The organism is Geodermatophilus sp. SYSU D01119 (assembly GCF_054049975.1).
This window is the reverse complement of the sequence record NZ_JBJGYL010000032.1, coordinates 1-26,874: the sequence shown is the minus strand read 5'-3', so window position 1 is coordinate 26,874 and position 26,874 is coordinate 1. Positions and strand designations below refer to the sequence as shown.

Below are 26,874 nucleotides of genomic sequence, written 5' to 3'. Positions count from 1 at the left end.
CCCCGTTCTTGCACTCGGCAGGTGCGAGTGCCAGACTTCCGATTGGCACTCGACAGTGCCGAGTGCCAATCAGGTCGGAACGGTGAGGCACCGGAGCGCGGACCGACGGAGCGTCCGCGGCGCCGGTGTCGTCCGTCGCGGGCGCCGGTCCCGGCCGTGCAGCGATCCATGCATGGAGGACATCACCACATGGCCAAGATGATCGCCTTCGAGGAAGAGGCGCGCCGCGGCCTCGAGCGGGGCATGAACACCCTCGCCGACGCCGTCAAGGTGACGCTCGGCCCCAAGGGCCGCAACGTCGTCCTCGAGAAGAAGTGGGGCGCTCCCACCATCACCAACGACGGTGTGAGCATCGCCAAGGAGATCGAGCTCGAGGACCCCTGGGAGAAGATCGGCGCCGAGCTGGTCAAGGAGGTCGCGAAGAAGACCGACGACGTCGCGGGTGACGGCACCACCACCGCCACCGTGCTCGCCCAGGCGCTCGTCCGCGAGGGTCTGCGCAACGTCGCCGCCGGCGCGAACCCGATGGCCCTGAAGAAGGGCATCGAGAAGGCCGTCGCCTCGGTCACCGAGTACCTCCTCTCGACCGCCAAGGACGTCGAGACCAAGGAGCAGATCGCCGCCACCGCGTCGATCTCCGCCGCTGACCCCGCCATCGGCGAGCTCATCGCCGAGGCGATGGACAAGGTCGGCAAGGAAGGCGTCATCACCGTCGAGGAGAGCAACACCTTCGGCCTCGAGCTCGAGCTCACCGAGGGCATGCGCTTCGACAAGGGCTACATCTCGCCCTACTTCGTCACCGACCCCGAGCGCATGGAGGCCGTCCTCGACGACCCGTACGTGCTCGTCGTCAACAGCAAGATCAGCTCGGTCAAGGACCTGCTCCCGCTGCTGGAGAAGGTCATGCAGTCGGGCAAGCCGCTGGCCATCATCGCCGAGGACGTCGAGGGCGAGGCCCTCGCGACCCTGGTCGTGAACAAGATCCGCGGCACCTTCAAGTCGCTGGCCGTCAAGGCCCCCGGCTTCGGCGACCGCCGCAAGGCCATGCTGACCGACATCGCCATCCTCACCGGTGGCCAGGTCATCAGCGAGGAGGTCGGCCTCAAGCTCGACACCGCCGACATCTCGCTGCTGGGCCGCGCCCGCAAGGTCGTCGTCACCAAGGACGAGACGACGATCGTCGAGGGCGCCGGCGACAGCGACCAGATCGCCGGCCGGGTGAACCAGATCCGCGCCGAGATCGAGAAGTCGGACTCCGACTACGACCGCGAGAAGCTGCAGGAGCGCCTGGCCAAGCTGGCCGGTGGCGTCGCCGTCATCAAGGCCGGCGCCGCGACCGAGGTCGAGCTCAAGGAGCGCAAGCACCGCATCGAGGACGCGGTGCGCAACGCCAAGGCCGCCGTCGAGGAGGGCATCGTCGCCGGTGGTGGCGTCGCCCTGGCGCAGGCCACCGCCGTCGCGTTCGACAAGCTCGAGCTCGAGGGTGACGAGGCCACCGGTGCCAACATCGTGCGCGTCGCGCTCGAGGCCCCGCTGAAGCAGATCGCCGTCAACGCCGGCCTCGAGGGCGGCGTCGTGGCGGAGAAGGTGCGCAACTCCGAGGTGGGTCACGGCCTCAACGCCGCCACCGGCGAGTACGTGGACCTGGTCTCGGCCGGCATCATCGACCCGGCCAAGGTCACCCGCTCGGCGCTGCAGAACGCCGCCTCCATCGCGGCGCTCTTCCTCACCACCGAGGCCGTCATCGCCGACAAGCCGGAGAAGGCCGCCCCGGCCATGCCGGGCGCCGACGGCGGCATGGGCGGCATGGACTTCTGAGTCCAGCCTCCTAGCAACACCAGCACTGCCCGGCAGGGGCGGTCCCGCATCGCGCGGGGCCGCCCCTGTCGGCGTCTGCGGACCGTGTCGGGTCAGCCCCGGCGGCCTGCCCCGCCGCGGAGTCGCCGACGACGTCGAGGGGCACGCGGTTCCCGGCCACTTCTCCTCGGGCACCGGGTTGAGCCAGATCAGCGGCCCGGCGCCGGACGGGTCCTCGATCGCCACGGGCCGGTCCCGCTCGCGCGGCGTCCCGTCGGGCGAGGTGTCGCGGCGGACGCAGCCCGTGGCGGTGCACCACCGGTCGGCGAGCGCCCGGTGGTCGCGGGCGTCGATGCGGAGGTCCTCGGAACGGGCGGGTGCGTCGGCCCTGGGGGCGCAGGGTAGGCCGACGGCGTGGCCGTGGTGATCGGGACGTCGGGGTGGCAGTACCGCGACTGGCGCGGCCGCTTCTACCCGCAGCGCATGCCGCAGCGGCTGTGGCTGGAGCACCACGCGCAGCACTTCGCCACGGTCGAGAGCAACGCCGCCTTCTACCGGCTGCCCGCCCGCGAGACCTTCGCCGCCTGGCGCGAGCGCACCCCGCCCGACTACCGCTGGGCGGTCAAGGCCAGCCGCTTCCTCACCCACGTCAAGCGGCTGCGCGAGCCCGAGGAGCCGGTGGCCCGCCTCGTGCAGCACGCCGAGGGCCTCGGCGACCGGCTCGACGTCGTCCTGCTGCAGCTGCCCCCCACGCTCAAGGCCGACGCCGGCCTGCTGCGCGACTGCCTCGCCTGCTTCCCGCCGGGCCTCCGCGTGGCCGTCGAGCCGCGACACGCCACCTGGGAGACCGACGAGGTGCGCGACCTGCTCGAGCGCTACGGCGCGGCGCTGTGCTGGGCCGACCGCGCCGAGCGGCCGGTCACCCCCCTGTGGCGCACCGCCGGCTGGGGCTACCTGCGGCTGCACACGGGCGCGGACGGCTGGGGCTACCCGCCGGCGGTGCTCGAGGAGTGGGCGCAGCGCCTGGCGGCGACCTACGCCGACGACGAGGACGTGTTCGTCTACCTCAACAACGACCCGGGCGGCGCGGCCGTCGTCGACGCCGTGGCCCTGGCCGGCGCGGTGCGGCGGGCCGGGCGCACGCCGACCCGCGTGCCGACGCCCGAGCAGGCCACCGGCACCGCCTGGGCGGCCGCCTGATCTACAGCGCGTGCGGGTCCTCGCGGTGGTGGACGCCGAGCTGGTGCGCCGCCTGCTCGAGGACGTCCTGCACGGCGAGGGTGTCGGCCAGCGGCATGACGGCGCTCTCGGTGCGGCCCTCCTGCAGGCACCGCGTCACCTCGGCCAGCTCGTGGGAGTAGCCGGTGCCCGCCGGCGGGAGGGTGATCTCCTCCGCGTCGGCGCCGGTGCGGTGCAGCACGATCGTGGCCGGGTGGTGGAAACGGGGGAGGACGTCGATCCAGCCGCCGGTGCCGAACACCCGCGCCTGCCCGGGCGTCGGGTAGCGCAGCGAGGTGGTCAGCGTGGCGCTGCGGCCGTCGTCGTAGCTCAGCAGCAGGGCGGCCTCGGCGTCGGCGCCGGTGGGGAACGTGGACCCGGCGGCGGTGACCCGGTCGGGGGCGCCGAGCAGCATCTGGGCGAACGAGACGACGTAGACGCCGAGGTCGAGCAGCGCGCCCCCGCCGAGCTCGAGGGCGAACAGCCGGTCGGCGGGGTCGTAGGCGCGGTCGACGCCGAGGTCGGCCTGCACGGAGCGCACCTCGCCGATGGCGTCGTCGGCGATGAGCTCCCGCATCCGGACGACGGCCGGCTGGAAGCGGGTCCACATCGCCTCCATGACGAACACGCCGTTGGCCCGGGCGGCGTCGACGACCTCCCGCGCGCCGGCCGTCGTCGCGGTGAACGCCTTCTCCACCAGCAGCGCCTTGCCGGCCTCGATCGCCGCGAGCGCCACCGCGTGGTGCTGCGGGTGGGGGGTGGCGAGGTAGAGGACGTCGACGTCGGGGTCGGCGACGAGCTCGGCGTAGGAGCCGTAGGCCCGCTCGAGCCCGTGCTGCTGCGCGAACGCCTGCGCCCGGTCGGCCGAGCGGGACGCCACGGCCACCGGCCGCGCCCCCTCCACGTGCCCGAAGTCGCCCATCACGCTCTGCGCGATGCGCCCCGGCCCGACGACGCCCCAGCGGATCTCGTTGCCCACGGCGACGACCGTAGCCGGAGGGCAGACTGCGCCCGTGGCCGTGCTCATCGACAGCCCCGTCTGGCCGTGGCGCGGCCGCCGGTGGTCCCACCTGGTCAGCGACGTCTCGCACGAGGAGCTGCACGCGTTCGTCGCCGCCGAGCTCGGCATCCCGCGGCGGGCGTTCCAGGGCGACCACTACGACGTCCCCGAGGACCTCTACGACGTCGCGGTGGCCGCGGGCGCGGAGCCGGTGGGCGCCCGCGAGCTGCTCGCCCGGCTGACGGCGGCGGGCCTGCGGGTCAGGAAGCGCGACCGCGCAGCAGGCTGAGCTCGGCGGCCAGGTTGGCCCGCGCCCGCGGCTCCCACTCCCGGGTGCCCGGCAGCCGGTAGAGCGCGGGCAGCTGCAGCAGTGACTCCAGCACGGCGATGCGCCCGGCGGTGAAGACGTCGTCGGCCAGGTGGCCGTACTCCTCGCGGACGGCCGACGCGTAGGCGGCGTAGGCCTCCGGCGGGCCGGCCAGCACGGCGAGGTCGGCGTCGCACAGCACCGCCCCGTTCGCGTCGCCCGGCTCGGCGGCGTGCCCGGCGGTGAGCAGCACGAGCCGCTCCACCTCGGCCAGCCGCGCCTCCGGCACCAGCCCGGCGAGGCCCGCCCGCGCCCGGTCGGCGCTGGCCCGCTCGTTGTCGCCGCGGCGGGGGTCGTAGACGACGTCGTGGTACCAGGCGGCCAGCGTGACGGCGACCGGGTCGGCGGCGGCCGCGCCCAGCTCGCCGACCAGCCCGACGACGGCGGCCAGGTGGCGCAGGTCGTGGTAGCGGCGGTGCGGCTCGCCCCAGGCGGCGACGACGGCGGCCCACTCGTCGCGCGCGGCGGGGGAGTCGCCGGTGAGCGCGGCGAAGTCCGCCTGGCCGATCACGCGACCCCGCAGCGGCGCACGGTGAGCAGCGCGAGTGCCCGCGCCACCGCCGTCACCTCGGCCACCGGCACCCGCTCGGCCGGGCCGTGGGCCAGGTGCAGGTCGCCCGGGCCCAGGTGCAGGGCGGGGATGCCGGCGGCGGCGTACAGGCGCAGGTCGGTGCCGGCGTTGACGGCCCGCTCGGCGGGCTCCCGGCCCCCGGCGTCGACCACCGCGCCGCGCACGTCGGCGAGCAGCGCGTCGCCGGGCGGCAGCTCGCCGGGCGCGAAGGCGCCGCCGGTCCAGGTCACCCGCACCGGGTGCGCGGCCAGCCACGGGTGCCCGGCGCAGAGGCCGGCGACCCGCGCCTCGAACGCCGCCCGGGCCGCGGCCGGCGTCTCGCCCAGCCGCACGCCGTAGCGGCCCTCGGCGACCAGCCGGTCGGGCACGGTGGAGGCCCAGTCGCCGGCGCGCACGGTGCCGATCGACAGCCCGTACGGGTACCGCTCGCCGGCGAAGCGCGGGTCGGCGTCGCGCTGCCGCTCGGTCTCGAACGCCCGCAGGTCGGCGTGGACCTCGGCGAACAGCTCCACCGCGCTCACCCCGCGGTCGCGCATCGCGGCGTGCGCGGCGAGGCCGGGCACCTCCAGCCGGAAGGTGAGCGCCCCGGCCGCGGCGGTGACCAGCGCGCCATCGGTGGGCTCGGGGATGACGCAGGCGTCGCCGCGGTGCCCGCGGGCGAGCGTCGCCCAGGCGCCGAGGCCGCCGTCCTCCTCGCCGACGACGCTGTGCAGCGCCACGGGCCGGCGCAGCCGCACGCCCGCCGCCCGGACGGCGGCCAGCGCGGCCAGCGACGCGGCGACCCCGCCCTTCATGTCGCAGGCGCCGCGCCCGAGCACGTCCCCGCCGACCAGGCGCGGGATGAACGGGTCGCCGTCCCACAGCGCCCGGTCGCCGGTCGGGACGACGTCGGTGTGCCCGCACAGCACCAGCGCGGGGGCGCCGTCGTCGGCGCCGGGCAGCGTGCCGACGACGCCCCACGCCTCCTCGCGCTCGACCTCCTGGCCGGGCGCGTCCGGCGCGGCCGCCGCGGCGGCGAGGTCGATGGACCAGCGGTCGACGTCGCAGCCCAGCCCGTCGAGCTCGGCGGCGACGAGGTGCTGCACCTCCGACTCGGCCGCGGTGCCGCCGACGGAGGGGACGGCGAGCAGCCGGCACAGGAGGTCGACGGCGGCGGCCCCGTCCACGGCGTCGAGCACGGCGGCCTCGGTCGGGGTCAGGTCGGCCACGGCTCGGCAGTCTGGCACGCACCCCGGGCCCGGCCCCGCTCCGGTGCCGGACGCCGCGAATCGGGCCGGGCGTGTGTCAGGCGCCCGGGGAGGGGTACCTTCGGTGTCGTCCGGACCGGGCGATTCTGTGTCCCCGGGTGCCAATTGGATACCGCCTCCACGGACTACCGCCCCGGCCTCGGCCGGGGGCCTGGAGCCGTGTTGTGCAACTCGCCGCGAGGCGACCAGAGCCCGGTCCGGACCTCAACTCCCCAGCACCCACCCGCACGGGTCGGCGAGCCCCTTCGCGGCCTCCGGCCCCCAGGAGCCGGGCGCGTAGGGCTGCACCTCCGGCGGGTCCTCCAGCACCGGCCGCACCGCCCGCCAGGCCTGCTCGAGCCCCGCGCCGGTGGTGAACAGCGACCGGTCGCCCACGAGCACGTCGTGGATGAGCGAGGCGTAGGCCGGCAGCGGCTCGCCGCCGTCGACCTTGCCCAGGTCCAGCGTCGCCTCGGCCACCGCCATCTCCAGGTCGGGGCCGGGCCGCTTGGTCACCAGGCCCAGGTCCAGCTCGCCGGCGCCGGACAGCGACAGGGACACGGTGTTCCCGCCGCCGGGCGTGGGGCCGGCCGGCCCGTCGGGGCGCTTCATGACCAGCGTCACCCGCTGGTGGCCCTCAGCCATGCGCTTGCCGGTGCGCAGCAGGAACGGCACGTCGCGCCAGCGGTCGGTGTCGACCCACAGCCGCGCGGCCACGAAGGTGTCGGTGCGGCTGTCGTCGGGGACGTCGTCGAGGTGGCGGTAGCCCTCGAACTGCCCGAGGACGACGTCCTCGCGGGCCAGCGGCCGGAACGCCGCGAGCACCGCCTCCCGCGCCTCCTGCAGGTCGGCGGGGCGCAGCGAGGCCGGCGGCTCCATCGCCACCTCGGCGGCCACCTGGAACAGGTGCGTGACCAGCATGTCGAGGGTGGCGCCGGTGGCGTCGTAGAACTCGGCGCGGTCGGCGACGTCGAGGGTCTCGGGGACGTCGATCTGCACCTGCGCCACGTGCTCGCGGCTCCACACGGACTCGAACAGCCCGTTCGCGAAGCGAAGGACGTGCAGGTCCTGGGTGCCCTCCTTGCCGAGGAAGTGGTCGATGCGGAAGACCTGCTCCTCGTCGAGGACGGAGTGCACCAGCTCGTCGAGCTCGCGGAACGCGTCGGGGGAGGTGCCGTAGGGCTTCTCGAAGACGACGCGGGCGCCCTCGGCGAGACCGTGGGCGTCGAGCGCGCGGGTGATGCCCTCGAACGCGCCGGGCGGGACGGCGAGGTAGTGCACGAGCTGGGCGTCGTCGCCGAGCTCCTCGCGGGCCGCGGCGACGGCATCGGCCAGCTGTCCCGGGTCGTCGGGGGTGAACCCGCCGCCGGCGAAGCGCAGCCGGTCGAGCAGGCCGTCGGCGGGCTCGCCGTCGCCGTGCTCGGCGAGGGCGTCGCGCACGATGCCGCGGAAGTCGTCGTCGGACCGCTCCCCGCGGCCGCTGCCGACCAGCCGCCAGTCCGGGGGCAGCAGCCCGCGCCGCTCGAGCTGGTCGAAGGCGGGCAGCACCATGCGCGCGGCGAGGTCGCCGGTGGCGCCGTAGAGGACGAAGACGGTGGGGGAGAGGTCGGCCACGTCCCCAGCCTTCTCCGGGCCGCCGGACCCCGCGCGCCGGGTTCGACCTGCCGGGTGTGCCGTCCCTCACTAGCGTCGTGGGGCATGGCGCAGACGGTGCGGGGACAGACGGGTGAGAAGCACCGGCTGCCGGTGCGCACGCTGGTGTCGGCGAGCATCGGCAACGCGGTCGAGTGGTTCGACTGGACGGTGTACGCCACCTTCCTCGTCTACTTCGCCGGGCAGTTCTTCCCGTCGGAGAACCGCACGCTGGCGCTCCTCGGGACGGCGTCGACCTACGCGCTGGCGTTCTTCTTCCGGCCGCTGGGCGGGGTGCTCATCGGCCGGTTCGCCGATCTGCGCGGCCGCAAGGCCGGCATGCTCCTGACCATCCTGCTGATGGCCGGCGGCTCGCTGGTGATCGCCGTCCTGCCCACCTACGAGCAGGTCGGGTGGTTCGCGCCGATCCTGCTGCTGCTCGCGCGCATCGCCCAGGGCCTCAGCCTCGGCGGCGAGGTGTCGGGTGCCTCGGCCTACCTCGCCGAGATCGCCCCGCCCGAGCGCCGCGGCCGGTACTCGGCGTTCTTCTACATCTCCACCGGGTCGGCGCTGCTGCTCGCCTCGCTGCTCGGCGTGCTGCTCACCGGTGTGCTCGACGACGCGCAGCTGGAGTCCTACGGCTGGCGGATCGCCTTCGCCGTCGGTGGGCTGCTCGGCTTCGTCGGCCTGTGGCTGCGCCGCTCCCTCACGGAGAGCGAGAGCTTCGAGGAGAACGCGGAGAAGGCGCGCGCGACGACGAACCCGCTGCTGCGCACGGTCAAGGAGCACCCGCGGTCGGTGCTGCAGCTGTGCGCGTTCACGCTGCTGTCGACGCTGAGCTACTACACCTTCTTCAGCGCCCTGACGCCCTTCGCCATCGACTTCCGGGGCGCCGACGGCAACGACGTCTTCATCGCGCTCTCCATCGGCACGGCCCTGTTCATCGGGCTCTGCTACCCCTACGGCGCGCTGTCGGACCGGGTCGGGCGCAAGCCCGTGCTGCTCGCCTGGTCGGCGGCGACGGCGGTGCTCGTCGTCCCGCTGTCCTACCTGGTCCGCGACGACCTGTTCTCGCTGATCGTGGTCTTCTGCGTCGGCCTGGGCCTGTACGCGGCGATGGCCTCGCTCGCGCCGGCGATCATGAGCGAGCTGTTCCCCACGGAGCTGCGGGCCACCGGCATCGGCGCCTGGTACAACACGACGGTCGCGCTGTTCGGCGGCACGGCGCCGCTGCTGATCACGTTCCTCTCCGGCCGGGACATGCCGACGGTCTTCTTCTGGTACGTCGCGGGCGCCGCCGTCGTCGCCTTCCTCGGCATCCTCACGCTGCCCGAGACGAAGGGCACCGAGCTGCGCTGAGGCCCGTCTGAGTGCGTCTGAGGTCCCCTCAGGCGCACTCAGGTCCCCTCGCACCCCGAGGACTGCCCGGTCGACCGATGCCCGGGGTGCCGCCTCAGGCCGACCGTGGTCGCCGTCCACACGGGACGACGACACGAGGAGACGGCCGTGAGCATCTACCCCAACCCCGGGCTCGAGGCGGAGCTGGCCTACCGGCGCGAGGTGCTGCAGGCGATCGGGCACAACACCCGCACCCGGCGCGGCCCCTGGCGGCTGCGGCGCACCCGGCGGGCGGCCTGAGGTCCCCCGCGCGGGCGGCCCGGGAGCGGGGCCGGCCCGTCCTGTCCGCGGTGCGTGCCACGATCGGCGACGTGCCGCGGTGGGAGGACCGACCCCTGGTGGGCCGCGCGCGGGAGATCGCCGCGCTGGAGTCCGCCGTCGACCGCGCGGTGGCCGGGCGCGGCTCGGCGGTGCTGGTGGCCGGCGACGCGGGCGTCGGCAAGTCGCGGCTGCTCGACGAGCTGGCCGCCCGGGCCGCCGGCCGCGGCCTGCGCGTGCTCACCGGGCACTGCGTCGACCTCGGCGAGGTGGGCCTGCCCTACCTGCCCTTCGTCGACCTGCTGCGCCCCGTGGCCGCCGAGCTGGGCGAGGGCGCCGCCGGGCTGTTCGCCGCGCGGGCGCGGGCCGCCGAGTCCGACGGTGCCGACCTCGACGCCGCGGTGCGCGCGCTGCGCCCGCCGGTCGACGACGGCCGGCTGCAGCTGTTCGAGGCGGTCGCGGCGGCGCTGGCGTCGCTGGCTGCCCAGGCGCCGGTGCTGGTGCTGCTGGAGGACCTGCACTGGGCCGACCGCTCCAGCCGCGACCTGCTGCGCTACCTGCTCGCCCGCCTGGACGACGAGCCGGTCGCCGTCGTCGCCTCCTACCGCTCCGACGACCTGCACCGCCGCCACCCGCTGCGCCCCCTGCTGGCCGAGCTGGTGCGGCTGCCCGGCGTCGAGCGGCTCGACCTGGGCCCGCTGCCCGACGCCGCCGTCGAGGAGCTCGTGCGCGGCCTGGCCGCCGGCGTGGACGACCGCACCGTGGACGACGTCGTGGCCCGCGCCGAGGGCAACGCCTTCTACGCCGAGGAGCTGCTCGCCGCGGGCCTGGCGGGCGAGACCCTGCCGTGGGCGCTCACCGACGTCCTGCTCGCCCGCGTGGAGCAGCTGTCCCCGGCCGCCCAGCAGGTGCTGCGCGGGGTCGCGGTGGCCGGGCGGCGGGTGCGGCACGAACTGCTGTCCGCCGTCGGCGGCCCGTCCGACGGCGACCTCGAGCGGGCGCTGGCCGAGGCCGTGCACTCGCACCTGCTCGTCGTCGACCCCGACGGCGCCTACCGCTTCCGGCACGCGCTGCTGCGCGAGGCCGTGCTGGCCGACCTGCTGCCCGGCGAGCGGGTGCGGCTGCACGCCGCCGTGGCCGCGCACCTGGCCGCCGTCCCGGGCGCGGGCACGGCGGCCGAGCGCGCCCACCACCTGCAGGAGAGCAACGACCTGCCCGGCGCCCTGGAGGCGTCGCTGGAGGCCGCGGACGAGGCGGGGCGCGCCGGCGCCCCGGCCGAGCGGCTGCAGCACCTGGAGGCCGCGCTCGCGCTGTGGCCGGCCGTCCCGGACGCCGCCGCCCGGGCGGGACGCAGCCAGGTGGAGCTGCTCAAGCAGACCTCGGCCGCCGCCCGCCGCAGCGGCGAGCTGCACCGGGCGGTGGCGCTGCTGCGCGCGGCCCAGGACGTCCTCGGGCCCGACGGCGACCCGGTGATGCGGGCCAAGGTGCACTACACGCTGGCCCAGGCGCTGGCCCGCATCGAGGACCAGGCCGCCGCGGTGCGCGAGACGTCGGCGGCGATGGCGCTGGTGCCGGCCGACCCGCCGTCGCTGGCGCGGACCTGGGCGGCGGCCACCCACGCGCGGGCCTGCTACGAGGTGGGCCGCCGCGAGGAGGGCGACGCGGCCGCCGAGGAGGCGCTGGCCTCGGCCGACGCGCTGGGTCTCGACAGCGCCTGGGCCGACGTCGCGGTGTCGCTGGCCCGCTCGCACGGCGGCGACGAGCTGCCGGCGCGGCTGGAGGAGGCCCTGGTGCGGGCCCGCCGCTCCGGCGACCCCGACGTCGAGATGCGGGTGCTGTTCAACCTGGCGATCGTCGCCTACGAGGCCGGGGCGTCGGAGGAGACGCTGCGCTGGAGCGACGTCGGGCTGGCGCGGGCACGCGAGCTCGGCGTCGAGTGGTCGTTCTACGCCGCCGAGCTGCGTCACCTGGGCGTCGTGTCGCGCTACGTCCGCGGCGACTGGGACGGCAGCCTGGCGCTGGCCGACCGGCTGGCCCGGATGCCGGAGATGGCCGCGCACGTGCGGGCGGCGGGGCTGCTGGTGCAGGTCGGCCGCGGGGACCCGGTGGCGGCCGAGCGGATCGCCTGGGCGCGCGGGCTCGTCGGCCGGCTCGACGCGCACGTGCTGCTGCTCCTGGCCACCGCGGGCGCCGAGATCGACCACGCCGCCTGGACCGCGGACCCGGCCACCGCGGTGCGCGCCGCCACCGACGCCGACGCCGCGCTCCGGCGGCTGTGGGGCCCGGAGCGGCTCGCCGTCCTCCGGCTGGTCACCACGGCGCTGGCCCCGGTGGGCGACGCCGCCGCCGCGGCCCGGCTCGCCGGGGACGCGGCCGCCGAGGCGGAGTGGACGGCGGCGGGGGAGGCGCTGCTCGCGCTGGGCCGCGAGGCGGTCGAGGACCACACGCGCGCCGTCGGCCCGCACGGCGTCGAGGCGACGGCGTGGCTGGCGCGGATGGAGGCCGAGGCCGCGCGGCTGGCCGGCCGGGCGGAGCCGGCGCTGTGGGCGGCCGCCGTCGAGGCCTTCGGGTACGGGCACGTCTACGAGGAGGCCCGCTGCCGGTGGCGGCTGGCGGAGGCGCTGGTGGCGGCCGGGGACCGCGACGCCGCGCTCGCGCCGCTGACCGAGGCGGCCGCGACCGCCCGCTCGCTGGGCGCGGCGCCGCTGCTCGACGCGGTGACCGCGCTGGCCCGCCGGGCCCGCTTCGAGCTGCCCGGCGCCGGCCGGGTGGTCGACGTGGCGGCGGTGTTCACCCCGCGCGAGACGGAGGTGCTGGCGCTGCTCGCCCGCGGCCGCACCAACCGGCAGATCGGCCGCGAGCTCTTCATCAGCGAGAAGACCGCCAGCGTGCACGTGAGCAACATCCTGGCCAAGCTCGGCGCCGGCTCCCGCACGGAGGCCGTCGCCGTCGCGGCGTCGAGAGGTCTGCTACCCGTCTCCTGAGTGCGTGGTCCGGGAGGAGCGGGGCCCGGAGGGTCCCCGACGAGCGGCCGGCTGGGCTCTGCCCGGGTGGGGGACGGCTCCTGGCCGCGGTGCGGTCCGGAGGACCGCCGTGTCACAGCATGGTGCGGAGGCGTTCCCGGCGGGCGCGCAGCACCTCGACCGACGCCGAGGCCGACGGCGGGCCGGGCACGGACTTGCGCAGCTCCGTGTGCACCACCCCGTGCGGCCGCGACGTCTTCGCCGCGACGCGGGCGACCAGCCGGTTGACCTCCCGCCGCAGCTCGGCGGCGTCGCGCCAGGAGCGGCCGGCCTCGTCCTCGTCGGGGTGGTCCTCGACGAGCGGCAGCTCTCCGGTGTCGTCGTCGTGCACCCGCTGGGCGATCCGCAGCCGCAGCTCGTCGTCGCGGCGGGCCAGCAGCGACGCCGTCTGCTCGGCGGTGAGCAGGCCCGGGATGCCGAGGAAGTCCTCGTCCTCGGGCGCCACGGAGACCGAGCCGTCGGAGCCGGTGTGGGCCGTCCCGCCGTGCAGCACGTGCGCGAAGCGGGCGTCGGCCTCGAGCGCCTCCCACTGCTTGAGCCCGACCGTCTCGCGCTCCTTGGGCGGCAGCGGGTCGAGGTCGAGCGCCTCCGGGTCCTGCGCCTTCGGCGGCGGCATGACGTGGTTGCGTTCCTTCTCCATCGACGCGGCCAGGCCGAGCAGCGGCCGGACGGCGGGGAGGAACACGGTGGCGGTCTCGTGCGAGGCCCGCGACCGGACGACGCGGCCGACGGCCTGGGCGAAGAACAGCGGCGTCCGGTAGGAGGTCATCCAGGCGAGGACGGCGGCGCGCGGGACGTCGACGCCCTCGGAGATCATCCGGACGCAGACGGCGATCCGCGCCGAGCCGGTGGCGAACCGCTCGATCTTCTTCGACGCCTTTGGGTCGTCGGAGAGGATCAGCTCGGGCGCCTTGCCGGTCACCCGGCGGACGATCTTGGCGTAGGCGCGGGCGTCGTCCTGGTCGCTGGCGAGGATCAGCCCGGCGGCGTCGGGCATGCCGCCCTCCTCGCGCAGGTGGGTGATCCGGTCGTCCATGGCGGCGATGACGTGCGGCACCCACTGGCCCTTGGGGTCCAGCGCGGTGCGCCAGGCGGCCATCTCCACCGAGCGGGTGCCGGCCTCCGACAGCGACGCGGCGACGACCTCGCCGGCGGAGTTCCGCCAGCGCGCGGTGCCGGTGTAGGCGGCGAAGACGACGGGGCGGACGACGTTGTCGGCCAGCGCCTCCTTGTAGCCGTAGGTGTAGTCGGCGCGGCTGACCAGCCCGGCGCCCTCGGCCGAGTCGCCCTCGAAGCCGTCCTCCTCGTAGCGCACGAAGGGGATCCGCTCGTCGGGCTTGGTGCGGAACGGCGTCCCGGTCAGGCAGAGACGGCGGGCGGCGAAGCCGTAGGCCTCCTCGATCGCCTCGCCCCAGGACAGGCCGTCGCCGGCGTGGTGGACCTCGTCGAGGATCACCAGCGTCTTGACGGCGGTGGCGCGCGCCGCGTGCAGCATCGGCTTGCCCGCCACCTGCGCGTACGTCGTCACGTAGCCCTGGGTGCCGGCGCGGACCGGGCCGACGGCGTTGGTCAGCCCGGGGTCGAGCACGATGCCGAGCCGGTCGGCGGCGTCGGCCCACTGCAGCCGCAGGTGGTCGGTGGGGCAGACGACGATCACGCGGGCGACCTCGCGCCGCTGCAGCAGCCGCGCGGCCAGCGTCAGGGCGAAGGTCGTCTTGCCCGCACCCGGGGTCGCGGTGACGAGGAAGTCCTTCGGGGATGCGTCCTCGTAGCGCTCGAGGGCGGCCTGCTGCCATGCCCGGAGCGGTCGGCTGGTCGTCTGCGGGGCGACCGCCCCGGCCCGTGCTGCGCTCGCCATCTCGGGGTCCATCCTGCCTGGCGTCCGCGAGACACGCCCGACCGGCCACCTCCCGCGTGCCTCCGCGAGGACGTCGTATACGCGGCGGTCCACGCGCGGCTGACCTGCGGTTTCGCGATGTGGCGCGGTCGCGGCGTGGCGCTCCTCACACGCCTGCCGGACCGGTCCGTCACGTCCCGGCGGCCTCACCCGTCCCGGGGCGGGAGCCGCCGCCGTGGACCAGCCGCAGGTGCGGCCCGGTGGGTACGTCGGTGCGCGGGTCGGCCACCTCGGGCAGGCCCGCGGCGCGGCGCACCCGGTTCTCCGGCACGTCGAGGGCGCGCGCGAGCTGCGTCGCCATCCACGGGCTGATCAGCGCCCAGCCGCGGGCGTGCGCGAGCCGCTCGAGCACCTCGGGACCCACCGCGCCGCGGGCGCGGCGGGAGGCCTCGTGCACGGTCTCGCCGAGCTCCCACAGCCGGCGTCGGAGGAGGTCCTGCAGGTCCCTGGCGGCCACCGGTCGATGATGGCTCAGGGGAGCGCGGTCAGCAGCCGGTCGAGGGTGACCGGCAGGTGCCGCACCCGCACCCCCGTGGCGTGCCAGACGGCGTTGGACACCGCGGCCGCCGTCCCGACGATGCCGATCTCGCCGATGCCCTTGGCGCCCATGACGTTGACGTACGGGTCGTCCTCGTCGAGCCAGTGCGCCTGCACGTCTCCGACGTCGGCGTTGACCGTGACGTGGTACTCGGCGAGGTCGTGGTTGGCCACCTGGCCGATGCGCGGGTCCCAGACGCTGTTCTCGTGCAGCGCCATGGACAGGCCCATGGTCATGCCGCCGATGAACTGCGAGCGGGCGGTGCGCGGGTTGAGGATCCGCCCGCAGGCGAAGACGCCGAGCAGCCGCGGCACCCGGACCTCGCCGGTGTCGACGTCGACCCGCGCCTCCACGAACTGGGCGCCGAACGCGTAGCTGGCGTGCTCGTCGTCGCTGTCGGCCTGGTCCACCTGGCCCGACGCCTCGTCGCCGTCGTGCGGGTCGGCGCCGAACTTGCCGCGGAACTCCCGCGCCGCCACGGCGATCGCCGAGCCCCACGTGTTCGTGCCCGACGAGCCGCCGGCGACCGAGGCGATGGGGTAGCGGGTGTCGCCGATGCGCACCTCGACGTCGTCGACGTCGGCCCCGAGCGCGTCGGCGGCGATCTGCGGCAGCACCGTCCAGGCGCCGGTGCCGAGGTCGGCGGCGCCGATCTCGACGACGTAGCGGCCGTCCTCGAAGCGCACGGTCGCGGTCGACTGCGCCTGGCGCATGGTCGGGTACACCGACGACGCGACGCCGGTGCCGACCAGCCACCGGCCCTCGCGGCGCACGCCCGGCCGCGGGTCGCGCCCGGCCCAGCCGAAGCGCTCGGCCCCTTCGCGCAGGCACTCGACCAGGTGCCGGCTCGACCACGGCTGCCCGGTCTCCGGGTCGCGCTCGGGGTCGTTGCGGACACGCAGCTCGACCGGGTCGATGCCGAGCTCGTGCGCCAGCTCGTCCATCGCGACCTCGGGGCCGAACATGCCGGGGCACTCGCCGGGCGCGCGGAACCAGGAGGGCACCGGGACGTCGAGCGCGGCCAGCCGGTGCGTCGTCCGCCGGGCGTTCGCGGTGTACATCATCCGGGCGGGCACGCCGGTCTGTTCGGCGAACTCCTTGATCCGGGAGGTCTGCTCGACGACGTCGAGGGTCAGCGCGCGGATGCGGCCGTCGCGGTCGGCGCCGAGCTGCATCGTCTGGATCGTCGGCGTCCGGTAGCCGGCGAGGCTGAACATCTGCTGCCTGGTCAGCGCGAGCTTCACCGGGCGGCCGGGCAGCGCGCGGGCGGCCATGGTCACCAGGACGACGTTGGCGTGCGGGGTGCCCTTGGAGCCGAAGCCGCCGCCGACGTACGGGCACACGACCCGGACCTGCTCCTCCTCCAGTCCGAAGACCGTGCACACGGCCTTCCGGTCGGGGTGTACGCCCTGGGTGGAGTCCCACAGCGTGAGCGAGGAGCCGTTCCACAGCGCCGTGGAGGCGTGCGGCTCGAGCGGGTTGTTGTGCACCATCGCCGTCGCGTAGGTCTGCCGGACGACGACCGCGCTGGCGGCGAGCTCGGCATCGACGTCGCCCTGGACGACGTCGGTGTCGTAGGACGGGTTGACCTTCTCCGGGGCGTAGAGGCCGGGGTGGTCCACCGTGAGCGCGCTGTCGTGCTCCTGCTCGGCGTAGGTGACGACGACGAGGTCGGCGCCCTGCCGGGCCAGCTCGGAGGTCTCGGCGACGACGACGCCCACCACCTGGCCGCGGAAGGCGACGTCGGGGGACTGCAGCACGGCCAGCTCGGCGTCGTCGGTGGAGGCCAGCCGCTCGGCGTTCTGGTGGGTGAGCACGGCGAGGACGCCGGCGAGCGCCTCGGCGGCGGAGGTGTCGAGGCCGGTGATCCGCCCGCGGGCCACGGTGGCCTGCACCGGGTGGCAGAACGCCGGCGACTCGACCGGCGTCTCGTAGGCGTAGGTGGCGGTGCCGCGGACCTTCTGGACGCCGTCGCGGCGGACCAGGTCGCGGCCCATCGCGCGGGGCTCCAGGAGGTCGGTCACGAGGTGGCTCCCTCGGTCAGGCCGCGCAGGGTGGCGGTGATCGTGCGGGTGAGCAGCGGGATCTTGAAGCCGTTGCCGCCGTCGACGCCGGGCTGCGGCTGGGCGGCGGCGAGCTCGGCCTCGGCGGCGGCGCGGAAGGCGTGCTCGGTGGCGGGGCCGCCGCGCAGCACCCCCTCGGCGCGGGTGGCGCGCCAGGGGACGTGCGCGACGCCGCCGAGGGCGAGGCGCACGTCGCGGACGGTGTCGCCGTCGAGGTCGAGCGCGGCCGCGACCGAGATCAGCGCGAAGGCGTAGGACGCGCGGTCGCGGACCTTGCGGTAGGCCGAGCGGGCGGCCATCGGCAGCGGCGGGAGCTCGATCGCGGTGACGAGGTCGCCGTGGCCGAGGACGGTGTCGCGGCTCGGGTCGTCGCCGGGGAGCCGGTGCAGCTCGCGGAAGGGCAGCGTGCGCGCGCCCTGCGGGCCGAGGACGTGGACGACGGCGTCGAGGGCGGCCAGCGCCACGGCCATGTCGGAGGGGTGCGTGGCGATGCACGTCTCCGGCGCGGTGGCGTCGGGCAGCGCGGCCGGGACCCCGAGGACGGCGTGGTAACGGGTGTAGCCGCCGACGGCCGAGCAGCCGCTGCCGGGCTCGCGCTTGTTGCAGGCGGTGGTGACGTCCTGGAAGTAGACGCAGCGGGTGCGCTGCAGCGGGTTGCCGCCGACGGTGGCCAGGTTGCGCAGCTGCCCGTTCGCGCCGGCGAGCAGTGCCTGGGTCAGGACGGGGTACCGCTCGCGGACCCGGCGGTCGGCGGCGAGCTCGCTGTTGCTGACGGCGGCGCCCACCAGCAGGCCGCCGTCGTCGGTGTCGGTGATCTCCCGCGACGTGAGGGTGCGGACGTCGACCACCAGGTCGGGCCGGGCCACGCCGAGCTTGAGGTGGTCGACGAGGTTGGTGCCGCCGCCGAGGAAGACGGCGCCGGGCTCGGCGGCCACCTCGCGGACGGCCTCGGCGACGTCGCCCGGGCGGGCGAAGGCGAACGGCTTCACCGGGCACCGCCGGCCTGCCGCACCGCCGGGGTGATGTTCGCGTAGGCGGCGCAGCGGCACAGGTTGCCGCTCATCCGCTCGCTCACCTCGGCGTCGCTGAGGTCGGGGTCACCGGTGAGGTCCTCGGTGACGTGGCTGGGCCAGCCGCGGTCGACCTCGCGGAGCAGGCCCACGGCGGAGCAGACCTGACCGGGCGTGCAGTAGCCGCACTGGAAGGCGTCGTGGTCGAGGAAGGCCTGCTGCACCGGGTGGAGCTCGCCCTCGGGCGCCAGGCCGTCCGCCGTCGTGATCTCCGCGCCGTCGTGGGCGACGGCGAGGGCGAGGCAGAGCAGGGCGCGCTCGCCGTCGAGGATCACCGTGCAGGCGCCGCACTGGCCGTGGTCGCAGCCCTTCTTCGGGCTGGTGTTGCCGAGCCGCTCGCGCAGGAGGTCGAGCAGGGTGGTGCGGGTGTCCACGGTGAGCTCGTGCAGCTCGCCGTCCACCGTGAGCCTGATGTCGGCGTCCATGGGGTGGTCGGTGCCCGCTGGTCGTCGCCCGGCAAACGGGGGGATCTGGACGTCGGCGTCTCGTTTCGGCGTGTCACCCGATCAGGTGACGGTCCACCGCCTCTGACCTGCGCTTTCTGTCGGTGGTGGCCCGTAGGTTCCGGGGTGTGGACGACGTGCTGACCGCCGCGGCGCCCGCGCCGCCGGTCGGGTGGGCGCGGGGTCCGCTGGGGCTGGTGCAGGCCGCGGATCGTGAGGTGTCGCGGCAGTCGGCGCTGCGCTACCGGGCGGTGGCGGCGTTCGCGCTGTCCCGTCCGGCGTCGGCCGATCGGCCGCAGGGGACGCGGGGGGCGATGGCGGCCGAGCGGTGGGCGGTGCGGCCGGAGCTGCTGCGGTCGGTGAGCGAGTGGGCCACCCAGGAGCTGTGCGTGGCGCTGTCGCTGACCGCGACCGCGGCCGAGGCGCTGCTGGTGCGGTCGCTGACCCTGGTGCACCGGCTGCCGGCGACGCTGGATGCGCTGGAGTCCGGGGCGGTGCACGCCGGTCACGTGAGCGCGCTGGTGGATCACGTCGCGTCGGTCGCCGACGACACCGTGCGCGCGGCGCTGGAGCGGGACCTGCTGGCGTGGGCCGCCCGGCGCGGGACGGTGTGCACGCCGGCGCAGCTGCGGGACAAGGCCCGCCGCGAGGTGCTCAAGCGGAAGGCCCGCTCCGCGGCCGACGACCTGGCGCGGGCGGTGAAGCGGCGCGGGCTGTCCTGCCGCCCCGACAGCTGCGACGGGATGGCCGTGGTCACCGCGCTGCTGACCACCCCGGAGGCCGCAGCGCTGATGGCCGCGCTCGGTGCCTACGCCGACGCCCTCCCGGACGACGGCCGCACCCGCGGTCAGAAGATGGCCGACGCGCTGCTCGACCTGGTGCTCCGTCCCGGGCAGAACGGGCTGTCCCCGGTGCAGGTGGTCCTCACCGTGGTCGCCCCCGTGGGGGCGCTGCTCGGTGGGGACCAGCCGTGCGAGATCGACGGCCAGGTCGTCCCCGCCGAAGTGGTGCGCGCTCTGCTCGCCGCCCTCACCGGCGCACGAGTCACCGTCGCCGAGGACGCCTCGGCACCCGCCGGGGGCACCGGTGCCGACGAGGCCGCCGGCACCGCGCCCGCCGGCACCGCCGCCGTGGACGCCAATTCCTCCGACGCCCGCGCCGCGTCGGAGGACGAGGGGACCACCGCGCCGGCATCCGCGGGCGAGACGACCCCGGACGCCGGGACCACGGACGACAGCGCCGGAACCGCAACCGCCACCGGTAGCGTGAGCCTCGTCAAGGGCGAGGACCCGCTGCGCGGCCTGAGCGACGCCGTCATCGCCCAGCACGTCGCCGAGATGGAGGCCGACGCCGCCTGGTGGGCGCAGATCGAACGCCGCGTCGCCACCGGTGAGCTCTACGCCGACCTCGACCCCGCCCACGATGACGACCCCGGGCCACCACCGGGATGGCCACCACCGTGGGACGACCTCGACCCCGACCACGATGATCCGGCCGATCCCGGCTCCCACACCCCGCCGGCACGAGAACCTGTGCCCGACGGGTGGTGGGCGCGCGCCGACGAGGCGGTGACCGCTGCCGGTTCCGCGCTGCTCGCCGCGCAGGAGGCGGTCGGCCACGCCCGCTGCCTGGTGGCCACCGCCGAGCGCGCCGACGCGAGCGATGAGACCGCCTGGGCCGACAGTCCGGCCGGCCGCGTGACCGCGGCGGCTGACGCGATCACCGCCCTGGCCGCCACGACCGAGGACGCCCGTCTGGACCTGGCCGACCTGCTGCACCGCACCGCCGGCGGCGGGCTCGCCGACCGGCCCCGGATCGCCGTCACCGACGCCCTCACCGGCGCTCTGCTCACCCTCACCGATCTACCGGAGCTGCACCGCGCCGCCCGCGCCGGCACCGGTCTGGCCGCACCGCGCGAGACCGACGGCTACCGGCCCGGCGCCGCCCTGAACCGGCACGTGCGCGCCCGCGACCGCCGCTGCCGCTTTCCCGGCTGCCGCCGCCCCGTCCCCAAGACAGGCGAGCTCGACCACGCCACCCCCTGGCCCCTCGGACCCACCGCCGCGGCCAACCTGACCGGCTTCTGCACCGGCCACCACCGCGGCAAGCACCAAGCCGCCGGCTGGACCCACACGCTCGCCCCCGACGGCACCCTCGCCGTCACCGCACCCAGCGGCCTGACGGCGACCACCCAGCCGCCGCCGTACTGACCTCCCGCAGGCGTCCCGCGCCGCGGTGAGAGGGTGCCCGCGAGGAGCGCTCAGGGGAGGACACCGTGGTGCTGGAGCTCGACCGCCCGATCGTGCAGGCGCCGATGGCCGGCGGGCCGTCCACGCCGGCGCTGGCCGCCGCGGTCAGCGAGGCCGGCGGGCTCGGCTCCCTCGCCGCCGGCTACAGGACGCCGGACGCGGTGCGCGACGACATCCGGGCCACGCGCGCCCTGACCGGCCGCCGGTTCGGGCTCAACGTCTTCGTCCCCGGCCCACCCGGCGATGAGCAGGCCGTCCGCCGCTACGCCGACGAGCTGCGGGAGGACGCGAGGAGGGCCGGTGTCGAGCTCGGCGACCCGGTCCACGACGACGACGCCTGGGAGGCCAAGGTCGCCGTCGCGGTCGAGGAACGCGTCCCGGTCGTGTCCTTCACCTTCGGCCTGCCCCGCCCCGACATGGTGTCTGCCCTGCACGACGCCGGCGCCACCGTCCTGGTCACCGTCACCACGCTGCAGGAGGCGGCCGATGCCCGCGCCACCGGCGCCGACGCGCTCGTCGTCCAGGGCATCGAGGCCGGCGGTCACCGCGGCGGCCCCTCCGACGAGGACGGCGTGGGGGAGTACGGCCTGCTCACGCTCCTGCGGCTCGTCCGCGACACCGTCGACCTCCCGCTCGTCGCCGCGGGCGGCCTGATGGACGGCGCGGGCGTGGCCGCGGTCCTCGTCGCCGGCGCGGAGGCCGCCCAGCTCGGCACGGCCTTCCTGCTCAGCCCCGAGGCCGGCACCAGCGCCATGCACCGCGCCGCGCTCGGCACCGCCACCCCCACCGCGCTCACCCGCGCCTTCAGCGGACGCCGCGCCCGCGGCCTGGTCAACCGCTTCCTCGCGGAGCACTCCGCCGCGGCGCCGGCGGCCTATCCGGAGGTGCACCACCTGACCACCCCGCTGCGCGCCGCCGCCCGCGCGGCCGGTGATGCGGAGGCGGTCAACCTGTGGGCGGGCCAGGGCCACGTCCTGTGCCGGGCCGAGCCGGCCGGCGACCTCGTGCGCCGCATCGGCGAGGACGCCGCCGAGGTCCTCCGCCGGCACGCCGGCGGCTGGGACGACCGCGGCCCCCGGGTCGCGAGGACCAGGGGGCCGCGGACGTGGCCGGGGTGAGCGTCAGTCGGCGGGCTCGTCGACCCAGTCGGGCCCGTTGACCTCGCCCGGGCCGGCCAGGTCGGCGGCGTCGACGATCGTGTACGCGTAGCCCTGCTCGGCGAGGAACCGCTGCCGGTGGGCGGCGTACTCGGCGTCGAGGGTGTCGCGGCTGACCACCGTGTAGAAGTGCGCCTGGCGGCCGTCGGCCTTGGGCCGCAGCACCCGCCCGAGGCGCTGCGCCTCCTCCTGCCGCGACCCGAACGTCCCCGACACCTGGACGGCGACCGCGGCCTCCGGCAGGTCGATCGAGAAGTTGGCGACCTTCGAGACCACCAGCGTCTTGACCTCCCCGCGGCGGAAGGCGTCGAACAGCTTCTCCCGCTCCCGGTTGGTCGTGGACCCCTGGATGACCGGGGCGTCGAGCGCCCGCCCGAGCTCCTCGAGCTGGTCGAGGTAGGCGCCGATCACCAGCTTCTGCTCGTCGGGGTGCCGGTCGAGCACCCGCCGGATCACCGGCAGCTTCGACGTCGCGGTGGCCGCGATCCGGTACCGCTCCTCGGGCTCGGCGACCGCGTAGGTCATCCGCTCCTCGTCGTCGAGGCCGACCCGCACCTCGATGCACTCGGCCGGGGCGATGTAGCCCTGCGACTCGATGTCCTTCCACGGCGCGTCGTAGCGCTTGGGCCCGATGAGGGAGAAGACGTCGTCCTCGCGCCCGTCCTCGCGCACCAGCGTGGCGGTGAGCCCCAGCCGGCGGCGGGACTGCAGGTCGGCGGTGAGCCGGAAGATCGGCGCGGGCAGCAGGTGTACCTCGTCGTAGACGATCAGGCCCCAGTCCTGCGCGTCGAACAGGTCCAGGTGCCGGTACTCGCCCTTCCGGCGGGTGGTCATCACCTGGTACGTGGCGATGGTGACCGGGCGGATCTCCTTGCGCTCGCCCGAGTACTCGCCGATCTCGTCCTCGGTGAGCGAGGTGCGCGCGATGAGCTCGCGCTTCCACTGCCGCCCCGAGACGGTGTTGGTGACCAGGATCAGCGTGGTCGCCTTGGCCTCGGCCATCGCCGCGGCGCCCACCAGCGTCTTGCCCGCACCGCACGGCAGCACGACGACGCCAGAGCCGCCGGCCCAGAAGCCTTCGACGGCCTCCTGCTGGTAGTCGCGCAGGTGCCAGCCGTCCTGCGCCAGCTCGATCGGGTGCGCCTGCCCGTCGACGTAACCGGCGAGGTCCTCGGCCGGCCAGCCCACCTTGAGCAGCGCCTGCTTGAGCCGGCCGCGCTCGGAGGGGTGGACGACGACGGTGTCGGGGTCGATCCGTGCGCCGATCATCGGGGCCACCCGCTTGGAGCGGACGACCTCCTCGAGCACCGCCCGGTCGGTGGTGGTGAGCACCAGCCCGTGCACCGGGTTGTTCTGCAGCGTCAGCCGCCCGAAGCGGTCCATCGTGTCCGCGATGTCGACCAGCAGCGCGTGCGGCACCGGGTAGCGCGAGTACCGCACCAGCGCGTCGACGACCTGCTCGGCGTCGTGCCCGGCGGCGCGCGCGTTCCACAGCGCCAGCGGGGTGACCCGGTAGGTGTGCACGTGCTCGGGCGAGCGCTCGAGCTCGGCGAACGGCGCGATGGCCGCGCGGCAGTCGCGGGCCTGCGGGTGGTCGACCTCGAGCAGCAGGGTCTTGTCCGACTGGACGATGAGGGGTCCGTCGTTCACGGGATGGGTGGCCTCTCCTCGGCGGGTGGGCGTCTGTCAGGTCAACCGTTGCCGGCGGCCGGTGCTTCCTCCTCGACCAGCGCCACCGAGGTGATCCGGTGCACCGCGAAGGTGCGGTTCTCCTGCCGGCGCTCGTCCCAGCCCTGGAGGAAACCACCGGCCAGTGACACCGGCTGCACCACGCGCTGGCTGCCGCTGCCCTGCGCGTCGACGTAGCCGAGCCACACCGGCACGCCGTCGCGGATCGCGCGGGACAGCACCTCCAGCGTGCCCGCGGTCGTGACGCCCGGGACCTGCCGGACCGGCGCCGCCGGCCGGGCCGCCAGCGCGGCGTCGCCCGCGCGGATCTCGCGCACGGTCGCGTCGGCCTCGGCCGCCGTCAGGGGGCGGGCCGCGGCGGCCGTCGGCAAGCCGGGACGGCGCCCGGCCGCGCGCGGCCGCGCCGGTGGGCGGGTGAGCACCGCGCCACCCGGCGACTCCCCGGCCGGGGCGTAACCGGCGGCCCGCAGCACGGTGAGCACCTCGTCGGCACCCAGCCCGCTGACCAGCACCCCGGGCGCCAGCCGGCGCAGCTCGGCGTTCGCGGTGCGCCGGTCGCCGAGGACCTGGGAGAGCAGGCCGTGGTCGTCGGAGCGCACGTAGCACTCGATCGAGCCCACCCGCAGCCGGCCGTGCTGCCGGGCGACGTCGTCGACCAGGTAGTCCAGCGCCTGCGGCACCGGCGTCCGCGAGGCGCGGGTGAAGAACTCGTGCAGGTCGGTGGCCGACCAGCCGGCGTCCAGCGCCCGCCGCACGGAGGCCTCCGACACCCGGAACACCGTCGCCCCGCCCGAGGACTCGACGTCGGCGACGATGGAGAGGGTGTCGGCGAGCTCGGCCACCAGCGGCCCGGGCGCCACCAGCGTCAGGTCCGGCTGGGCGAGCACGTGGTCGACCGGCTCGGGCAGCAGCCCCTGCATGCCGTCGGCCGCGCCCTCCTCGCCGGCGACCAGCAGCCCGCGCCCGCCCGAGGACAGCACCCCGCCCACCAGGACGCCGATCCGCGCGGCCTCGGCCAGCATGTCCGGGACCGGCGCCAGCCGGTCGCCCCGCCGCGGGGTGCGCCAGCGCAGCAGCGCCACCAGGTCGTCGGGCGCCAGGCCGCGGCCCGGCGGGTACCCGGCCAGTGCCTCCAGCGCCGAGCGGCGGATCGACGGCGCGGTGTGCCGCACCAGGTCGGGGGAGAGGGCGTTGACCGCCTTGCCGGCGACGTCGCGCTGCCCGACCAGCGACGGCAGCCGGGTGCTGCCCAGCCACCCGGCGGCCAGGGTGGCCCAGCGGTCGGCCAGCGGCTGCTCCCGCCAGACGTCGTAGCCGCGGGTGGGCAGCCACTCGTCGCGGTGCGGGCCGCCGACGTCGAGCAGCCCGGACGAGAACGCCAGCTCCAGCAGCCAGCCGGCGTCGGCCTCCGACACCGTCAGCGCCTTGGCCAGCCGCTTGCGGTCGCGGACGGCGACCCCGCCGCTGCGCAGCAGCCCGGCCGGCTCCTCCTCGAGCACCGCCAGCAGCTCACCGATCCGCCCGACCGCCTCCAGCGCGGCGCCCGCGGCCTGCCGGTCGACGACGGCCGGGTCGCGGTCCACCACGGCCGGCTCCGGCTCCACCCGCGGCGGGCCGAGGGGCTCGCTGCCGCGCAGGAGCAGGCCGATCTCGCGCGGCAGCTCCACGTTGAGCGCGTCGATGCGGGCCAGCAGCCCGGCCTGCAGCAGCCGCCGGGCGGGGGAGGCGGTCCCGCCGCCGGCCTCGGGCAGGTGGCCCACCGGGCGGTCGCCGGCCAGCCGCTCGAGCACCTGCCGCTCGGCCGGCTCCAGCGCGGCGACCGCGGCGGGCAGGTCGGCCGGCAGCGTCACCCGCAGCTCGGCGGCGCGGCGCCCGAGCCCCGCGGGGTAGCGGACGGCGCGGCGGACCTGGTCGGGGGCGTGCACGACGTCGTCGCCCCACAGCAGCGCCCGCGTGGTCAGCCGCTCGATCGCGGCCGCGACGACGTCCTCGGGCAGCCCCCGCAGCGCGCCCACGACCTCGGCGGCCTCCACCCCGTCGGTGGGCGCGAGCAGCACGACGTCGAGCACCTGCAGGGTGGCGGCGTCGAGGTCGTCGAGGGCCCGGTCGACCGAGACCGGCACCGCCAGCCGGCTGGCCAGCGCGACGACGTCCGACGGTGCGGGGCGCGCCACGTCGGGACGGGCGGCCAGCAGCGCCGCGAGCTGTGCGTCACTGCGGGTGCGCAGCCACGCGGCCAGCGTGGCGGGACGGTCGGCAGGCATCCGGACCACGTTACGTCCACCCCCCGGGACACCGCCCGTGCCCTGCGACGATGACGGCGTGCTCCCGGCCGCCGACGACCCGCACACCCGGACCGCCCTCGAGGGCTACCGGGCCGGCGCGCTGCGCTGGCTCGTCGGCGGCGCCATCGCCGTCGTCCTCGCCGTGCTGCTCGGCGCGGTCGCCGTCAGCCTCGCCGACGACCGCGGCCGCCCGGTGCCGCTGGCCGGGCTGGTCGTCGTCGCGCTCACCGTCGGCGGCGCCTGCGCGGTCGCCGCGGGCCTCGGCGGGCTGGCCCGCGCGCTGCGCTGGCGTCGGGCCCTGTCCGCCGTCCCGTGGCAGCGCGGGCTGCTGCGCATCGCCGGCCCGGCCATCGTCGCCTTCGAGCCGGAGGGCTACGACGAGTGGGACCCCGACGACGAGCCCGTGCGGCTGCGCCTGGTCAGCACCTCGGTCTGGCGCACCCGGCAGGTGCAGGCCCTCGACGGCGGCGAGGTGCGCGCCGCGCCGGTCGGCGGCGGGCAGTGGGTGCTCACCGCCGAGGGGCTGCCCACGCTGTTCGGCGCCCGCGTCGCGCGGCGGCCGCGCTGACCGTGTCGGGGGAGGCCTCCTGCGGGTAGGTGCCCGCGCACGGGAGAATGGCGGGGACGCGCACCCCCGGGGTGCGCCCGGAGCACGGAGGCGACATGGCCAAGCGCAAGGAGAAGCACGCCCACCTGGTCGAGCCGACCTGGGGACAGTCGGAGAACGCCGGCCCGCCGGTCACCGAGCTGCTCGGTGAGATGGCCGGCTCGCTGTCCCCGTTCGGTGAGGACCACAGCTTCCCCCTGCCGCCGGAGCGGATCCGCTACGCCCACCCCACCGACAAGCCCAACCGGGCCGGGGTGCAGCTCCCGGAGAACCGGCGCCCCTGAGCTCTCCGCCGCGGGGGGGGGGGGGGGGGGGGGGGGGGGGGGGGGGGGGGGGGGGGGGGGGGGGGGGGGGGGGGGGGGGGGGGGGGGGGTGTTTTGTTGCCT

At 76.1% G+C, this 26,874-nt stretch carries 21 protein-coding genes; 10 read left to right on the top strand and 11 right to left on the bottom strand.

Translation table 11 applies throughout. The features are described 5' to 3' along the window. The first annotated feature begins 189 nt into the window (after positions 1-189). Positions 190-1,818 (top strand): chaperonin GroEL, encoded by a 1,629-nt coding sequence (groL, locus tag ACI79X_RS20190; RefSeq protein ID WP_457027206.1) that lies wholly within the window; start codon positions 190-192, stop codon positions 1,816-1,818. 393 nt (positions 1,819-2,211) lie between these two features. Continuing rightward, the gene (locus ACI79X_RS20185; RefSeq protein ID WP_457027205.1) at positions 2,212-2,997 is read left to right on the top strand and encodes a DUF72 domain-containing protein; all 786 of its coding nucleotides are present in this window, start codon (positions 2,212-2,214) and stop codon (positions 2,995-2,997) included. A gap of 1 nt (position 2,998) precedes the next feature. Here ACI79X_RS20185 and ACI79X_RS20180 read toward each other — a convergent pair whose 3' ends face one another. Then, positions 2,999-3,994: a Gfo/Idh/MocA family protein gene (locus ACI79X_RS20180; RefSeq protein WP_457027204.1), complete on the bottom strand. Its 996-nt coding sequence runs from the start codon at positions 3,992-3,994 to the stop codon at positions 2,999-3,001. Positions 3,995-4,028: 34 nt separating this feature from the next. Here ACI79X_RS20180 and ACI79X_RS20175 point away from each other — a divergent pair, with 34 nt between their 5' ends. Further along, positions 4,029-4,304 (top strand): DUF4031 domain-containing protein, encoded by a 276-nt coding sequence (locus ACI79X_RS20175; RefSeq protein WP_457027203.1) that lies wholly within the window; start codon positions 4,029-4,031, stop codon positions 4,302-4,304. On the opposite strand, the gene ACI79X_RS20170 is transcribed toward ACI79X_RS20175, so the two are convergent. The 3 genes from ACI79X_RS20170 to ACI79X_RS20160 form a co-directional block, all read right to left on the bottom strand. Continuing rightward, positions 4,276-4,893 carry an HD domain-containing protein gene (locus tag ACI79X_RS20170; protein WP_457027202.1) on the bottom strand — a complete coding sequence of 206 codons (618 nt, stop codon included), beginning with the start codon at positions 4,891-4,893 and terminating at the stop codon, positions 4,276-4,278. The two genes, ACI79X_RS20175 and ACI79X_RS20170, sit on opposite strands and share 29 nt — an antisense overlap. Then, the gene (locus ACI79X_RS20165; RefSeq protein ID WP_457027201.1) at positions 4,890-6,161 is read right to left on the bottom strand and encodes an ArgE/DapE family deacylase; all 1,272 of its coding nucleotides are present in this window, start codon (positions 6,159-6,161) and stop codon (positions 4,890-4,892) included. Before ACI79X_RS20165 ends, ACI79X_RS20170 begins: the two co-directional genes overlap by 4 nt. Before the next feature lie 243 nt (positions 6,162-6,404). After that, entirely contained in the window at positions 6,405-7,793 is a 1,389-nt protein-coding gene (locus ACI79X_RS20160; protein WP_457027200.1) for a glucose-6-phosphate dehydrogenase, read from the bottom strand. 84 nt (positions 7,794-7,877) lie between these two features. On the opposite strand from ACI79X_RS20160, the gene ACI79X_RS20155 reads away from it, so the two are divergent. The 3 genes from ACI79X_RS20155 (at position 7,878) to ACI79X_RS20145 (ending at position 12,451) form a co-directional block, all read left to right on the top strand. Then, positions 7,878-9,170: an MFS transporter gene (locus ACI79X_RS20155; RefSeq protein ID WP_457027199.1), complete on the top strand. Its 1,293-nt coding sequence runs from the start codon at positions 7,878-7,880 to the stop codon at positions 9,168-9,170. A gap of 147 nt (positions 9,171-9,317) precedes the next feature. Next, positions 9,318-9,449, top strand: coding sequence for a hypothetical protein (locus tag ACI79X_RS20150; RefSeq protein WP_336030049.1), 132 nt, complete (start codon positions 9,318-9,320; stop codon positions 9,447-9,449). Between the two features lie 50 nt (positions 9,450-9,499). Next, a complete protein-coding gene (locus tag ACI79X_RS20145) occupies positions 9,500-12,451 on the top strand; it encodes a helix-turn-helix transcriptional regulator (protein ID WP_457027198.1) in 2,952 nt (983 codons plus the stop codon). A gap of 112 nt (positions 12,452-12,563) precedes the next feature. Here ACI79X_RS20145 and ACI79X_RS20140 read toward each other — a convergent pair whose 3' ends face one another. The 5 genes from ACI79X_RS20140 to ACI79X_RS20120 all read right to left on the bottom strand — a co-directional run bounded on the left by ACI79X_RS20140 (position 12,564) and on the right by ACI79X_RS20120 (position 18,483). Continuing rightward, a complete protein-coding gene (locus ACI79X_RS20140) occupies positions 12,564-14,348 on the bottom strand; it encodes a DEAD/DEAH box helicase (protein WP_457027197.1) in 1,785 nt (594 codons plus the stop codon). Positions 14,349-14,517: 169 nt separating this feature from the next. Then, complete coding sequence (locus tag ACI79X_RS20135; RefSeq protein WP_457027196.1) at positions 14,518-14,844, bottom strand: hypothetical protein; 327 nt, start codon at positions 14,842-14,844, stop codon at positions 14,518-14,520. A gap of 14 nt (positions 14,845-14,858) precedes the next feature. Further along, positions 14,859-16,949 carry a xanthine dehydrogenase family protein molybdopterin-binding subunit gene (locus ACI79X_RS20130; RefSeq protein ID WP_457027195.1) on the bottom strand — a complete coding sequence of 697 codons (2,091 nt, stop codon included), beginning with the start codon at positions 16,947-16,949 and terminating at the stop codon, positions 14,859-14,861. Then, a complete protein-coding gene (locus ACI79X_RS20125) occupies positions 16,946-17,977 on the bottom strand; it encodes an FAD binding domain-containing protein (protein WP_457027194.1) in 1,032 nt (343 codons plus the stop codon). The genes ACI79X_RS20130 and ACI79X_RS20125 overlap by 4 nt, the downstream gene beginning before the upstream one ends. Continuing rightward, positions 17,974-18,483, bottom strand: coding sequence for a 2Fe-2S iron-sulfur cluster-binding protein (locus ACI79X_RS20120; protein WP_457027193.1), 510 nt, complete (start codon positions 18,481-18,483; stop codon positions 17,974-17,976). Before ACI79X_RS20120 ends, ACI79X_RS20125 begins: the two co-directional genes overlap by 4 nt. Positions 18,484-18,629: 146 nt before the next feature. Here ACI79X_RS20120 and ACI79X_RS20115 point away from each other — a divergent pair, with 146 nt between their 5' ends. Both ACI79X_RS20115 and ACI79X_RS20110 read left to right on the top strand, forming a co-directional pair. After that, positions 18,630-20,711, top strand: a complete 2,082-nt coding sequence (locus ACI79X_RS20115; RefSeq protein ID WP_457027192.1) for a DUF222 domain-containing protein — start codon at positions 18,630-18,632, stop codon at positions 20,709-20,711. 65 nt (positions 20,712-20,776) lie between these two features. Beyond that, positions 20,777-21,868: an NAD(P)H-dependent flavin oxidoreductase gene (locus ACI79X_RS20110; RefSeq protein WP_457027191.1), complete on the top strand. Its 1,092-nt coding sequence runs from the start codon at positions 20,777-20,779 to the stop codon at positions 21,866-21,868. A gap of 3 nt (positions 21,869-21,871) precedes the next feature. Here the strand turns inward: ACI79X_RS20110 and ACI79X_RS20105 are convergent, their stop codons facing one another. Further along, positions 21,872-23,557 (bottom strand): DNA repair helicase XPB, encoded by a 1,686-nt coding sequence (locus ACI79X_RS20105; protein ID WP_457027190.1) that lies wholly within the window; start codon positions 23,555-23,557, stop codon positions 21,872-21,874. A gap of 41 nt (positions 23,558-23,598) precedes the next feature. Continuing rightward, the gene (locus ACI79X_RS20100) at positions 23,599-25,860 is read right to left on the bottom strand and encodes a helicase-associated domain-containing protein (protein WP_457027189.1); all 2,262 of its coding nucleotides are present in this window, start codon (positions 25,858-25,860) and stop codon (positions 23,599-23,601) included. A 37-nt stretch (positions 25,861-25,897) separates the two neighbouring features. Between ACI79X_RS20100 and ACI79X_RS20095 the strand changes: the two genes are divergently transcribed. Both ACI79X_RS20095 and ACI79X_RS20090 read left to right on the top strand, forming a co-directional pair. After that, complete coding sequence (locus ACI79X_RS20095) at positions 25,898-26,449, top strand: hypothetical protein (protein ID WP_457027188.1); 552 nt, start codon at positions 25,898-25,900, stop codon at positions 26,447-26,449. A gap of 95 nt (positions 26,450-26,544) precedes the next feature. After that, a complete protein-coding gene (locus tag ACI79X_RS20090; protein ID WP_073419490.1) occupies positions 26,545-26,772 on the top strand; it encodes a hypothetical protein in 228 nt (75 codons plus the stop codon). Positions 26,773-26,874 lie beyond the last annotated feature (102 nt).